General features: G+C 71.9%; 13 protein-coding genes. 6 read left to right on the top strand and 7 right to left on the bottom strand.

Annotated features, from left to right (window positions below):
• Positions 1-38: 38 nt before the first annotated feature.
• Positions 39-1,322 (top strand): amidohydrolase family protein, encoded by a 1,284-nt coding sequence (locus tag DPM19_RS05000; RefSeq protein ID WP_111863595.1) that lies wholly within the window; start codon positions 39-41, stop codon positions 1,320-1,322.
• A 248-nt stretch (positions 1,323-1,570) separates the two neighbouring features.
• Here DPM19_RS05000 and DPM19_RS05005 read toward each other — a convergent pair whose 3' ends face one another.
• The 4 genes from DPM19_RS05005 to DPM19_RS05020 form a co-directional block, all read right to left on the bottom strand.
• Positions 1,571-2,341, bottom strand: a complete 771-nt coding sequence (locus DPM19_RS05005; RefSeq protein WP_111863596.1) for a GntR family transcriptional regulator — start codon at positions 2,339-2,341, stop codon at positions 1,571-1,573.
• A 96-nt stretch (positions 2,342-2,437) separates the two neighbouring features.
• The gene (locus DPM19_RS05010) at positions 2,438-3,670 is read right to left on the bottom strand and encodes an amidohydrolase family protein (protein ID WP_199484856.1); all 1,233 of its coding nucleotides are present in this window, start codon (positions 3,668-3,670) and stop codon (positions 2,438-2,440) included.
• A gap of 81 nt (positions 3,671-3,751) precedes the next feature.
• Positions 3,752-4,438 carry a TetR/AcrR family transcriptional regulator gene (locus DPM19_RS05015; RefSeq protein ID WP_111863597.1) on the bottom strand — a complete coding sequence of 229 codons (687 nt, stop codon included), beginning with the start codon at positions 4,436-4,438 and terminating at the stop codon, positions 3,752-3,754.
• On the bottom strand, positions 4,439-5,422 hold the full coding sequence (locus tag DPM19_RS05020) for a Rieske 2Fe-2S domain-containing protein (RefSeq protein ID WP_111863598.1): 984 nt from the start codon (positions 5,420-5,422) through the stop codon (positions 4,439-4,441).
• 137 nt (positions 5,423-5,559) lie between these two features.
• Here DPM19_RS05020 and DPM19_RS05025 point away from each other — a divergent pair, with 137 nt between their 5' ends.
• Positions 5,560-6,012: a MaoC family dehydratase gene (locus tag DPM19_RS05025; RefSeq protein ID WP_111863599.1), complete on the top strand. Its 453-nt coding sequence runs from the start codon at positions 5,560-5,562 to the stop codon at positions 6,010-6,012.
• 31 nt (positions 6,013-6,043) lie between these two features.
• Here the strand turns inward: DPM19_RS05025 and DPM19_RS05030 are convergent, their stop codons facing one another.
• On the bottom strand, positions 6,044-7,234 hold the full coding sequence (locus DPM19_RS05030) for a CaiB/BaiF CoA transferase family protein (protein WP_199484857.1): 1,191 nt from the start codon (positions 7,232-7,234) through the stop codon (positions 6,044-6,046).
• 76 nt (positions 7,235-7,310) lie between these two features.
• Between DPM19_RS05030 and DPM19_RS05035 the strand changes: the two genes are divergently transcribed.
• Together DPM19_RS05035 and DPM19_RS05040 are read left to right on the top strand one after the other, a co-directional pair.
• A complete protein-coding gene (locus tag DPM19_RS05035; protein WP_199484858.1) occupies positions 7,311-8,081 on the top strand; it encodes an enoyl-CoA hydratase-related protein in 771 nt (256 codons plus the stop codon).
• Positions 8,082-8,128: 47 nt separating this feature from the next.
• Positions 8,129-8,836 carry a GntR family transcriptional regulator gene (locus DPM19_RS05040; RefSeq protein WP_233509852.1) on the top strand — a complete coding sequence of 236 codons (708 nt, stop codon included), beginning with the start codon at positions 8,129-8,131 and terminating at the stop codon, positions 8,834-8,836.
• Positions 8,837-8,966: 130 nt separating this feature from the next.
• Here DPM19_RS05040 and DPM19_RS05045 read toward each other — a convergent pair whose 3' ends face one another.
• A complete protein-coding gene (locus DPM19_RS05045; RefSeq protein ID WP_111863602.1) occupies positions 8,967-9,728 on the bottom strand; it encodes an SDR family NAD(P)-dependent oxidoreductase in 762 nt (253 codons plus the stop codon).
• A gap of 113 nt (positions 9,729-9,841) precedes the next feature.
• On the opposite strand from DPM19_RS05045, the gene DPM19_RS05050 reads away from it, so the two are divergent.
• Both DPM19_RS05050 and fabG read left to right on the top strand, forming a co-directional pair.
• A complete protein-coding gene (locus DPM19_RS05050) occupies positions 9,842-11,056 on the top strand; it encodes an acetyl-CoA C-acetyltransferase (RefSeq protein WP_111863603.1) in 1,215 nt (404 codons plus the stop codon).
• Between the two features lie 33 nt (positions 11,057-11,089).
• Positions 11,090-11,833, top strand: a complete 744-nt coding sequence (gene fabG / locus DPM19_RS05055; RefSeq protein ID WP_111863604.1) for a 3-oxoacyl-ACP reductase FabG — start codon at positions 11,090-11,092, stop codon at positions 11,831-11,833.
• 1 nt (position 11,834) lies between these two features.
• Here fabG and DPM19_RS05060 read toward each other — a convergent pair whose 3' ends face one another.
• A complete protein-coding gene (locus tag DPM19_RS05060; protein WP_158566703.1) occupies positions 11,835-12,236 on the bottom strand; it encodes a nuclear transport factor 2 family protein in 402 nt (133 codons plus the stop codon).
• Positions 12,237-12,245: the final 9 nt, after the last annotated feature.

The raw sequence follows: 12,245 nt of genomic DNA on the forward strand, positions 1-12,245 counted from the left end.
TCAAGCCGGATGCACGAGCCGCCCACTCCTGGAGCGCCATGAAGGCCGAAGATCTGATCATGATCAGCGTCGACGACCACGTCGTCGAGCCGCCGGACATGTTCGACGACCACATCCCGGCCAAGTACCGGGACTCCGCCCCCAAGATCGTCCGGAACCCCGACGGTTCCGACGTCTGGACCTTCAACGGTTCGATCATCCCCAACATCGGGCTCAACGCCGTGGCCGGCCGGCCCAAGGAGGAGTACGGCATCGAGCCGACCGCCTTCGACGAGATCCGCCCCGGCTGCTACGACATCCACGAGCGGATCAAGGACATGAACGCCGGCGGCATCCTGGCGTCGATGAACTTCCCGTCCTTCCCCGGCTTCAGCGGCCGGCTCTTCGCCGCCACCGAGGACAAGGACCTGGCCCTGGCGGTGCTGCGCGCCTACAACGACTGGCACATCGACGAGTGGGCCGGGACCCACCCCGGCCGGATCATCCCGATGGCCCTGCCGGTGCTGTGGGACGCCGAACTGTGCGCCGCGGAGGTGCGCCGGGTCGCCGCCAAGGGCTGCCACTCGATCACCTTCACCGAGAACCCGCACACCCTCGGCTACCCGAGCTTCCACGACGAGTACTGGGACCCGCTGTGGCGGGCGGTCAGCGACGAGAACGTGGTGGTCTCGATCCACCTCGGCTCGTCGGGCAAGCTGTCGGTCACCGCCCCGGACGCGCCGATCGACGTGATGATCACCCTGCAGCCGATGAACATCTGCCAGGCCGCGGCCGACCTGCTGTGGTCCCGGGTGATCAAGAAGTTCCCGGACATCAGGTTCGCGCTCTCGGAGGGCGGGACCGGCTGGATCCCCTACTTCCTGGACCGGGTCGACCGCACCTATGACATGCACCGCCTGTGGACCGGCCAGGACTTCGGCGGCCGGCTGCCCAGCGAGGTATTCCGCGAGCACTTCCTGACCTGCTTCATCTCCGACCCGGTCGGCGTCCAGCTCCGGCACCTGATCGGGCTGGACAACATCGCCTGGGAGTGCGACTACCCGCACTCGGACTCCTCCTGGCCGAACGCCCCCGAGGAACTGGCCGAGGTCGCCCGGGACGTGCCCGCCGACGAGCTCAACAAGATCACCTACCAGAACGCGATGCGCTGGTACTCCTTCGACCCGTTCGTCGGCGGGCGCACCCCCGAGACCGCCACGGTCGGCGCGCTGCGCGCCGAGGCGGGCGACCACGACGTGAGCATCCGGGCCCGCGACAAGGGCCGCTTCGAGAAGCAGGTCGGCATCGAGATGGGCAAGCTGGTCCAGTCCACCACCGCCTGAGCACCGCCTGAGCCGAGGGAGGGAGCGGAGCGGCCCGCGAGGGACGAGCGGTCCGCGCAGCGACCGAACGAGGTGAGGGCGGCATGGGCACCGCCTGAGCCGAGGGAGGGAGCGGAGTGGCCCGTGAGGGACGAGCGGTCCGCGCAGCGACCGAACGAGGCGAGGGCGGCGACAAACACAGCCTGAGCCGCAAGGACCCGCCGCACCATTGGTGCGGCGGGTCCTTGCGTGCGACCGGTAGGCGGTGCTCAGCCGACGTTCTCGAACATGCCCTTCTTCGTGAACAGGTCCACCACGAGGTCTCCCTGCTTCTCCAGCATGGCGCTGTACTCCTCGGCGGCGCCCTTGGCGTCCCCGCGGCGCACCGCGCGGACGATCGCGGCGGTGCCCTGCTTCTCCACCTTGGCGGCGCCCGGCACCAGCTCGAAGAAGTTGCCGGGCACGATGCCGGTCATCTGCCGCAGCATGCTGCGCAGCCGGGGCGAGTTGGCCGCGTCAACCACGACGCGGTGGAACTCCAGGGTGGTGGTGTGCAGTTCCTCGGCGTCGCCTTCGGCGCCCACGGCCGCGGCCAGGCGCTTCTGCACGGCGGCCAGGCGCTTGGCCAGTGCGGCGCCCTGCCGCTCGGTGGCCCGCTGCACGGCGAAGCCGTAGAACAGCCCGTACAGCGCGTAGTGGTCGTGCACCGCGGCCTCGTCCAGCGCGTTCACGAAGACACCCCGGTGCGGGATGATCGTCACCCAGCTCTCGCGCTCCAGCGCGATCATGGCCTCGCGGACCGGGATGCGGGAGACGCCGAGCGTCTGGGCGATGGCGTCCTGCGGGACGCGCTGTCCCTGGCGGAGAACGCCGTCGAAGATGAGCCGGCGGACGTACAGGCGCACCTGCTCGCCGCTGCTCATTCTGGTCAGGCCCTCGCCGGGCAGCGTCAACACCGGATCATGGGGTGACGCCGCCGCGGCCCCCGCTCCGGCGACTACCGGCGCGGGCAGGTCGGGTACCGCTTCCTGCCTGCGCATCTCTCTCACTTCCTTTGCGCCACATGTCGTTACCGCGCGTGAAAGTATAAAGCATACAATCAGTGGGCTGCACCGGCGCGTAATTGACGGTACCGGTCATCCCGGCAGGTCGAGGCCGAGCAGGCGGATGGCGTTACCTCGGGCGATCTTGTCGATCTGCTCCTGCTCCAGGTGGCCGAACTGCATCGCCGCGGCCTCCCGGGAGCGCGGCCAGGTGCCGTCCTGGTGCGGGTAGTCGGTCTCGAACAGCACGTTGTCCAGGCCCACCTTATCGAGCAGGTCGATGCCCACCGCATCTTTGAAGAAACAGCTGTGCACCTGGCGGAAGTAGTAGGTCGACGGCGGTTCCGGGCAGTTGTCCTGGCCGCGCGACCAGCCCCGGTGGGTCTCCCACACGTCGTCGACCCGCTCCAGCAGGTAGGGGATCCAGCCGATCTGCGCCTCGGCGTACAGCAGTTTGAGGTCGGGGAAGCGGTGCAGCACCCCGGAGAACAGGAAGTCGGTCAGGCTGGCGACGCTGTTGCCGAAGATGATCGTGGCGCCGACCGCCGCGGGCGCGTCGGCCGAGGTCTGGGGGGTCTTGGTGCCCGAGCCGATGTGCATCGCGACCACCGTGCCGGTCTCCTGGCACGCCGCGAAGAAGGGGTCCCAGGCGCGGGAGTGCAGGCTCGGCAGCCCGAGGTAGGCGGGCAGTTCGCTGAAGGCCACCGCGCGGACCCCGCGGGCGGCGTTCCGCCGGACCTCCGCCACGGCGAGGTCGACGTCCCACAGCGGCACGATGCACAGCGGGAGCAGCCGGCCGCCGCCGGAGCCGCACCACTCCTCGACCATCCAGTCGTTGTACGCCTCGACGCAGAGCCGGGCCAGTTCGCGGTCCTCGCCCCACAGGAACATCTGCCCGCAGAAGCGGGGGTAGTTGGGGAAGCACAGCTGGGCCTGCACCCCGTTGAGGTCCATGTCCGCGAGCCGCTCGGCGGGCTGCCAGCAGCCCGGGCGCATGTCGGCGTAGGTGATGCCCTCCAGGGTGACCTCGTCGGCGGGCACGCCGGCCGCGGCGATGTAGCGCTTGAGCTGGGTGCGGCTGTCCTCGTAGAACCACCAGGCCACCTCGGGCCCCGCGGTGCCGGGTTCCTCGCGGTACTTGCCGTCGATCAGCTTGATCTCGCCCGCCGGGGCGTGCACCAGCCGCGGCCCCCGCTCGCGGTACCGGGCCGGCAGCCGGCTGCTCCACAGGTCGGGCGGCTCCACGACGTGCGCGTCCACGTCGATCAGCGGGGGGATCTTCGCCAGCCGCTCGCCGAGCACGTCCGCCCGGGTCATCTCGGTCATGGCCGCCACCTTTCGTATATAAGATTCTTTATTTGAATATACCTCGGGGGTGTCCCGGGCGCGACGGTCACGGGGACCCGGTTACAGCAGCCGGCGGGCGGGCTCGCCCACCGGGGCGACGAGGGCGGCGCTCACCATGTCCACGAGATTGGCCGCCACCAGCGGCAGCGCCAGCACGGGCCGCCGGGCCGCCGGGGCGTCCTCCAGCGCGGCCCGGTCGGCCAGGATGTACAGGGCGCCGCGCACCATGCTGACCAGCCGCTCCACGGCCAGGTCGCGGGGCATGTCGTGGGCCATGATCTCCAGCAGGGTGCGGGAGACCCGGGTGAGCGCCGGGTCCACCAGGGTCTGGATCTCCTCGATCGCCAGTTCCGGCTGGTCCAGCGTGGCCGCCCACACCCGGATGCCGGCCCGCTGGCTCGGCCCGAGCGCCAGGTACTCGGCCACCGGGAGCACGATGACCTCGACCAGGCCGCGCACGTCCCGCAGCCGGCCGGTGCGCGCGAGTTCCGCGTACAGCGCGTCGTGGCGCTCCTGCAGCGGGCGCCCGTGCCGCTGGAGGATCGCCCGCACCAGGCCGTCCCGGCGGCCGAAGTGGTAGTGCAGCGCGGCGGTGTTCCGCTGGCCCGCCGCCGTGTTGATCTCGTTCAGCGACGGGCCGTCGATGCCCCGCTCGGCCATCAGCCGCTCGGCGGCGTCGAGGATCCGCTCCCGGTTCTCGACGCCGCGCGGGCTCGACCGGCGCTCGGGCGCCCTGCTGGTGGACACTCAGCCCTCGGCGACGGCCGCGGCGGCCCGCCGCAGCCGCAGCGGGACGAAGGGCTCGGCGGGGACGTCCTCGCCGTAGAACTGCTTGGCCCAGTGCCGGAACTCTGTGATCGGCCCGTCACCCTTGATCAGCAGGGGCTTGTCCACGTAGCGCTTGTGCTCCCAGATCGGGATGTCCTCGTTGATGCCCTTGATGAAGGCGTCGATCATCTTCGTGGCGAAGGGCTCCATGGACTTGGGCATGGTGAAGACCCAGTGCACCCGCACGTGCTCCGCGTCGATCGGGGAGACCGAGGAGATGAAGGACATCACCCCTTTGAGGCGCAGCGCGCCCAGGCCGAGGCCGTAGGAGCGGCGGCTGAAGTCCAGCGCGTAGACCTTCTCCCGCCCCTGGAACTCCTGCCGCTCGGTGACGATCTTCACGAAGCCGTCGTAGTCGACCTCGCCGCCGGGGATGTCCTGCGTGCCGTGCACGTACCGGAAGTGCACGTAGTCGGCGTTGTTCTCGGCCATCTCCTGGCAGCAGGTCGCGATCTCCAGCAGGTGGTGGACGGGCGCGGTCCACTCGTCGTCGTCGAACTCCGGCATCTGCGGGAACTCGATGAACGGCGCGGCCCCGCCCAGGTGGTGCCAGGCGAAGATCAGCCCGTACTGCTCGTGCACCGGGTAGGCGCGGATCCGGGCCTGCTCGGAGATGGCGGCGTCGCTGTAGGGCACCTCCAGGCACCTGCCGGTCACGCCGTCGAAGCGCCACGCGTGGAAGGGGCATTCCAGCAGCGGGCCCGCCACCACGCCGCCGTGCGCCAGGTTCGCGCCCAGGTGCGGGCAGTAGGCGTCGACGACGCGGGCCTCGCCGTCCGCGGTGCGGTAGAGCGCCAGGTCCTTGCCGAAGTAGTGGATCGGGCGCACCTGGCCGGGTTCCAGCTCGTCGCTGCGCGAGACGGCGAACCACCCGTTGGGGATCGGGAACGGGAAGCGTCCCATGGGTCCTCCAGAGCAGGGAGTAAAGAACTCTCTTTATATACAAAATACCATCTATGACCCCGAGCGGGCCACATCCGAGCACAGGCCGTACAGAATCCTATTCTGATATATTCTATATAATATAGTTAGGAGATCCCATGCGCGTTCTCAACGGAGTCGACGAGGTCCGCGCCGCCGTCGGCGAGCACCTCGGCTACAGCGACTACCGCCCCGTCACCCAGCGGGACATCGACGACTTCGCCCGGCTCACCGGCGACGACCAGTGGATCCACGTGGACGTCGAGCGGGCCGGGGCGGGGCCGTTCGGCGGCACCATCGCGCACGGCCTGCTCACCCTGTCGCTCGGCCCGAGGCTGGTCCGCTCGATCTACCGGATCGAGGGGATGAAGATGGGCGTCAACTACGGCTACGACAAGATCCGTTTTCCCTCCCCGGTGCCGTCCGGCGCGCAGGTGCGGGTGGGCGCCACCCTGAAGGAGTGCCTGGACGTCCGCGGCGGCCTCCAGGTGAAGCTGGAGTTCGTGTGGGAGATCGAGGGCGGCGCCAAGCCCGCCTGCGTGGCCGAGATGCTGCTGCGCTACGCGGTGTGAGCCGGCCGGCCGGGCCCGCCCGCGGGCCCGGTCACCGCTCCCCTCCCCCGGCGACCCCGGCGGCGCGCAGTGCCGCGATCTCCTCCTCGCCGAATCCCAGCTCCCGCAGGATCGGCCCGGTGTGCTCGCCGAGCGCGGGCACCGGGTCCAGCCGCCAGTCCCAGTCCGCGACCTCCGGCGGCGGCAGCAGGGCCTGCAGCGGCCCGACCGGGGAGCCGACCTCCCGCCAGCGGTCGCGCTCGGTCAGCTGGGGGTGGCCGAGCACGTCGGTAGGGGCGTTCAGCCGGGCGTGCCCGAGCCCGGCCTCCTCGGCGGCCCGCCGCCCCTCGGCCAGCGTGTGCCGGGCGGCCCACTCCCCGATCACCTCGTCCAGTTCGACCCGGCGGGCGACCCGGTCGGCGTTGTGGCGGTAGCGGGGGTCGTCGGCCAGGTCGGGACGGCCCAGCAGCCGGCCGGCCAGCCGCCGCCACTCCCCGTCGTTGGTGGTGCCGAGCACCAGGGTCTGGCCGTCCGCGGTGCGGTAGGCCCCGTAGGGGGCGACCATCGGGGAGCCCAGCCCGGTGGGGCGAACGTCGGTCCCGGCGTAGCGCGCCTGGTTGAGGGCGAAGCCCAGCCATTCGGCCACCGTGTCGAAGAGCCCGACCGAGATCGCCGTCCCCCGGCCGGTCCGCTGCCGCAGCAGCAGGGCCGCCAGCACGCTGCTCAGCGCGTACATCCCCGCGCCGATGTCGGCGAGCGGGATGCCCGGCTTGGCGGGGTGCTCGGGGGTACCGGTGATCGCGCAGGAGCCGGCCTCCGACTGGACCAGCAGGTCGTAGGCGCGCGCCGCGGCCATGGGCCCGCCCAGCCCGTACCCGGAGATGTCGACGGTGATCAGCGCCGGATGCCGGGCGCGCAGGACGGCGGGGTCCAGGCCCAGCCGGGCCGCGGCCCCGGGCGCGAGGTTCTGCACGACGACGTCGGCGCGGGCGACGAGCCGGTCCAGCGCCTCCCGGCCCTGCGGGTGCTTGAGGTCCAGGGCGATGGACTCCTTGTTGCGGTTCGCCCACACGAAGTGCGCGGCCATCCCCCGCACCACGTCGTCGTAGTCGCGCGCGAAGTCGCCGCCCAACCCCTCCACCTTGATCACCCGGGCGCCGAGGTCGCCCAGGTGACGGGTGCAGATCGGTGCCGCCACCGCCTGCTCGACCGCGACGACGGTGATCCCGGCCAGGGGTCTCATCCGTACCTCCGTTCTCGGCGGAAAGAATTTAATCATATATAAAGTAGTAGAGATGATTTCGATCGGAAGGTGGATCATGACCGCACCCCTGGTGCGCCGCACCGTGCGCGACGGCGTGGCCGTGCTCCGCCTGGCGGACCCCGACCGGCGCAACGCCCTGTCCAAGCAGCTCAGCGACGACCTGGCCGAGGCGGTGGGCAACGCCCTGGCGCAGGGGGCGCGGGCGCTCGTCCTCACCGCCGAGCCACCGGTCTTCTGCGCCGGCGGCTCCCTGGCGGGCCTGCTGTCCCGGGAGGTGCCGCTGGCGCGGATGTACGCGGGGTACCAGGCGCTGGCCGAGGCCGCGGTGCCGACCGTGGCGGCGGTCGGCGGCCCGGCCATCGGTGCGGGGGTGAACCTGCCGCTGGCCTGCGACATCGTCATCGCGGCGGAATCGGCCCGGTTCGACCCGCGCTTCCTGGACGCGGGCATCCACCCCGGCGGCGGCCACCTGTGGCGGCTGGCCCGGCGGGTCGGCCCGCAGGGCGCGGCGGCCCTGGTGCTGTGCGGCGACGCGCTCACCGGCCGGGAGGCGGCCGAGCGCGGGCTGGCCTGGCGCTGCGTGCCCGACGGGGAGGTCGAGGAGACCGCGCTGGAACTCGCCCGGCGCGCCGCCGGGCGCCCGGCCGCCCTGGTCCGGCGGACCAAGTGGACCCTGCGCGAGAGCCTGGCGCTCGACGACCCGGCCGAGGCCGCGGCGCTGGAACTGGCCGCCCAGCAGTGGTCGGTCGAGCAGCCCGAGTTCGTCGAGATCGTCACGCGCCTGCACGAACGGATCTCGGGACGCTCCGGATCCGTTCGGGAGTAGATGCATCTATATACTCAATACTTGAGAAGATAGCCAAAGGAGATCCGGTGAAGACCGAGACGGGTGACTCCCCCGGCACGGCGTTGCCGCCGCCCGGCGAGACGATGGTCCGGCGCAGCAGCGGCGAGCAGGTCGCCCTGTACCTGCGCCGGCTGATCTTCGACGGCCGGCTGCGGCAGGGAGACCGGGTCCCCCAGGACGAGATCGCCCGCACCCTCGGCATCAGCCGCATCCCGGTGCGCGAGGCGCTGCTCACGCTGGAGCGCGAGGGGTGGGTCACCATCAAGCCGCACCGCGGCGCGTTCATCGGGGCGCTCGACGAAGCCGCGGTGCGCGACCACTACACCCTGTACGGCCTGATCTACGGGTTCGCCGCCCGCCGGGCCATCCAGCGGCACACGCCGGAGCTGGCCGCCGGGCTCGCCGCGATCTGCGCCGCGCTGGACGGCGAGAGCGACCCGGCGACGGTCGGCCGGCTGAACCACGACTTCAACCGGCTGATCCTGGAGACCGCCAGTTCCCCCCGGCTACGGGCCGTGCTGCGCGCCATGGTCGGCATCGTGCCGGGCAACTTCTTCGAGCTGGTCCCGGGCTCCGTCGAAGTGGAGCGGGCGGGGACCGCCGCGGTGCTCGCCGCCGTCCGGGCCGGCGACGCCGACCGGGCCGCCGAGGAGTACGCCGTCATGCTCAGCCGCCAGGGCGACCTGGTCGTGGAGCTCTTCAAGTCCCGCGACCTGTTCCCGGCCGCGGCCTGAGCGCGGTGCGGACGCTCCGCCCACACCGCGCGACAGACCACGAGGGGCCACGAGGGGCTCAGCACGGTCCCCCACCGGCGACGGCCACCGCTTTGGCCACGGGTCGCTCCGCCGCGGAGTTCCGGCGCGGTCAGCGGGGGGCGAACCGCTGGCCGCCGTCCAGCCGGATGGTCTGGCCGTTGAGCATCGGGTTCTTGACGATCGCCTCGACCAGCCAGGCGTACTCCTCGGGACGGCCCGCCCGCCGGGGGAACGCGGCGTCCTTGGTGAGGTCGGCGACGATCTCTTCGGGGGCGCCCTCCAGCAGTCCGGTGGCGAACAGGCTGGGCGCGATCGCCATCACCCGGATGCCCAGGGTGCCCAGGTCGCGGGCCATGGTGAGGCTCATGCCGGCGATCCCGGCCTTGGCGGCGGTGTAGGCGACCTGCCCGATCTGCCCCTCGAAGGCGGCGATCGAGGAGGTGTTGACGATGACGCCCCGCTCGCCGTCCTCGGTGGGCTCGTTCTTGCTCATGTGCCAGGCCTGCAGCCGGTTCAGGTTGAACGTGCCGATCAGGTTGAGCTCGACGATCCTGCGGAAGTCGGCCAGGGGAAGCGGCCCGTCCCGGCCGATGGTCCGCTTGCTGTATCCGCCGCCGGCGGTGTTGACCGCGATGTGCAGGCCGCCGTGCTGCTCGACGACCTCGGCCAGCACCCGCTCGGTGCCCTCCTCGTCGGTGACGTCGGCCGGGTGGAAGCTGGCGCCCAGCTCGGCCGCGGCCGCCTCGCCCTTGCCGCCGGGCAGGTCGACGATGGCCAGGACGGCGCCCTGCCGGGCCAGCGCCTCGGCGCTCGCCCGGCCCATGCCGGAGCCACCGCCGACGAGCACGGCTACCTTGTTCGCAGGATCCACGGCCTTCTTCCCTCCTCGCTGCGGCCCGCGGCGGTCCCGGGGCCGGAGTCCATCATGGGTAGGATCTGATTTAATATCAATGATTGAAATTAACAGAGCACTCGGGAGGCCCCATGCGCGAGGCCGTCGTCTGTGAACCCGTGCGGACCCCGGTGGGCCGCTACGGCGGTGCGCTGCGGGACGTGCCCGCCCACGCCCTGGCGGCCACCGCGATCCGCGGCCTCGTCGGGCGCACCGGCCTGACCTCGGCGGACGTCGACGACGTCCTGCTGGGCCAGTGCTATCCCACCGCCGATGCCCCGGCCATCGGCCGGATCGCCGCGCTCGACGCCGAACTGGACGTGACGGTGACCGGGATGCAGCTCGACCGGCGGTGCGGGTCGGGGCTGCAGGCCGTGCTGAACGCCGCGATGCAGGTGCAGACCGGGATCAGCGAGCTGGTGATCGCCGGTGGCGCCGAGAACATGAGCTCGGCGGCGTTCTACTCCACCGCGATGCGCTGGGGCGCCCGGGGCGGCGAGGTGACGCTGCACGACGCGCTGGCCCGCGGCCGGGTGACCGCCGGCGGGCGCCACCACCCGGTGCCCGGCGGGATGCTGGAGACCGCGGAGAACCTGCGCGCCGAGTACGGCATCTCCCGCGCCGAGCAGGACGAGCTGGCCGTCCGCTCGCAGCACCGGGCCGGCGCGGCGATGAGTTCCGGGGCGTTCGCCGCGGAGATCGTGCCGGTGACCGTCCGCGACCGCAAGGGTGAGCGGGTGATCGACACCGACGAGCACCCGCGCCCGGAGACCTCCCCCGAGGCGCTCGCCGCGCTGCGCCCGGTGCTCGCCGGCAGCGACCCGGACGCCACGGTGACCGCCGGGAACTCCAGCGGCCAGAACGACGGGGCCGCCGTCTGCGTGGTCACCCACCCCGACAACGCGCTGCGGCTGGGCCTGCGCCCGCTGGCCCGGCTGGTCACCTGGGCGGTGGCCGGGGTCCCGCCGCGCACCATGGGCATCGGGCCCGTCCCCGCCACGGCCGCGGCGCTCGAACGCGCCGGGCTGGGCCTGGCCGACATCGACCTCATCGAGATCAACGAGGCGTTCGCCGCGCAGGTGCTGGCCTGCGCCCGGGAGTGGAAGTTCGGGGACGCCGACTGGGAGCGCACCAACGTGCACGGCTCGGGCATCTCCCTCGGCCACCCGGTGGGCGCCACCGGCTGCCGGATCCTGACCACCATGCTGCGCGAACTCGACCGCCGCGGCGGCCGGTACGGCCTGGAGACGATGTGCATCGGCGGCGGCCAGGGGCTCACCGCGATCTTCGAACGGGTCGCCGGCTGACCCGCCGACCACACGCTGAGAGGGGAACGGCCGATGAGGCTGCTGGAAGGACGGTCGGTCGTGGTGACGGGCGGCGCCCGGGGGATCGGGCGGGCCATCGCCGAGGCCTGCCTGGAGCACGGTGGGCGCGTCGTGCTGGCCGACGTCGACGCGGACGCGGCCGAGAAGACCGCGGCGGAACTGGCCCGGGACGGGGCCGAAGTGCTGCCCGTGGGGTGCGACGTCACCGCCGAGACCGATGTGGAGAACATGGTCGCGCGCTGCGCCGAGGCGTACGGCTCGGTGGACGTGCTGGTCAACAACGCGGGCATCACCCGGGACGCGACGCTGCGCACGATGGATTCCGACCAGTTCCGCCAGGTGATGGACGTGCACCTGTACGGGACGTGGCTGGGCACCAAGTACGCCTCGCTGCGGATGCGCGATCAGGGGCACGGATCGATCATCAACATCTCCTCGATCTCTGGCAAGGTCGGGCTGCCCGGCCAGACCAACTACAGCGCCGCCAAGGCCGGCATCGTCGGCATGACCAAGGCCGCGGCCAAGGAACTGGCGCACCTGGGCGTCCGGGTCAACGCGGTGCAGCCGGGGCTGGTGCGCACCGCGATGACCGAGGCGCTGCGCCCGGAGATCTGGCAGGAGAAGCTGGCCGGGGTGCCGATGGGCCGCGCCGCCGAGCCCGCCGAGGTCGGCTCGGTGGTGCTCTTCCTGGCCTCGGACCTGTCGAGCTACATGACCGGCACGGTGCTGGAGGTCACCGGCGGCCGGCACATGTAGGTCAGCCGATGGTGATCTGCCGGTGGGCCACCCGCCAGCCGTCCGCCTCGCGGCGGAGGGTGTCGTGGTAGTGGCCCATCAGGCGCAGTGCGGGGGCGGTGGTCGTGTCGGCGTAGAACTGCCAGTACGACTCGGCCGTCGCGGTGTCGCCCTCGACCGTGACCGCGGTGGTGCCGACCAGGTGCCGGGTGGCCGAGCCCGGGCCGGTGCCGCCCTCGGCGCGGCGGGCCGCGGCCGCGGCCACGATCTCCGCCCGGCCGTTCTTGGCCGGTGTGCCGGGCATCTCCCAGCGCGCGTCGGCGGTGAACAGGTCGCCGTACTCCGTCAGGTCGCCCGCGTCCGAGCGGTGCGCGATCCGGGCGATCACGTTGCGTACGTCGAGCTCGGCACGGGTGTCGGACATCGACCGAAC

The organism is Actinomadura craniellae, assembly GCF_003289645.1.
Taxonomy (GTDB): domain Bacteria; phylum Actinomycetota; class Actinomycetes; order Streptosporangiales; family Streptosporangiaceae; genus Actinomadura_D; species Actinomadura_D craniellae.

Bases quoted from the DNA above. Each gene is read 5' to 3' on its own strand.
- DPM19_RS05060 (WP_158566703.1), bottom strand. From the start codon at position 12,236: ATGTCCGACACCCGTGCCGAGCTCGACGTACGCAACGTGATCGCCCGG.
- DPM19_RS05020 (WP_111863598.1), bottom strand. From the start codon at position 5,422: ATGGGACGCTTCCCGTTCCCGATCCCCAACGGGTGGTTCGCCGTCTCG.
- DPM19_RS05030 (WP_199484857.1), bottom strand. From the start codon at position 7,234: ATGAGACCCCTGGCCGGGATCACCGTCGTCGCGGTCGAGCAGGCGGTG.
- DPM19_RS05000 (WP_111863595.1), top strand. From the start codon at position 39: ATGAAGGCCGAAGATCTGATCATGATCAGCGTCGACGACCACGTCGTC.
- DPM19_RS05025 (WP_111863599.1), top strand. From the start codon at position 5,560: ATGCGCGTTCTCAACGGAGTCGACGAGGTCCGCGCCGCCGTCGGCGAG.
- fabG (WP_111863604.1), top strand. From the start codon at position 11,090: ATGAGGCTGCTGGAAGGACGGTCGGTCGTGGTGACGGGCGGCGCCCGG.
- DPM19_RS05005 (WP_111863596.1), bottom strand. From the start codon at position 2,341: ATGCGCAGGCAGGAAGCGGTACCCGACCTGCCCGCGCCGGTAGTCGCC.
- DPM19_RS05050 (WP_111863603.1), top strand. From the start codon at position 9,842: ATGCGCGAGGCCGTCGTCTGTGAACCCGTGCGGACCCCGGTGGGCCGC.
- DPM19_RS05035 (WP_199484858.1), top strand. From the start codon at position 7,311: ATGACCGCACCCCTGGTGCGCCGCACCGTGCGCGACGGCGTGGCCGTG.
- DPM19_RS05010 (WP_199484856.1), bottom strand. From the start codon at position 3,670: ATGACCGAGATGACCCGGGCGGACGTGCTCGGCGAGCGGCTGGCGAAG.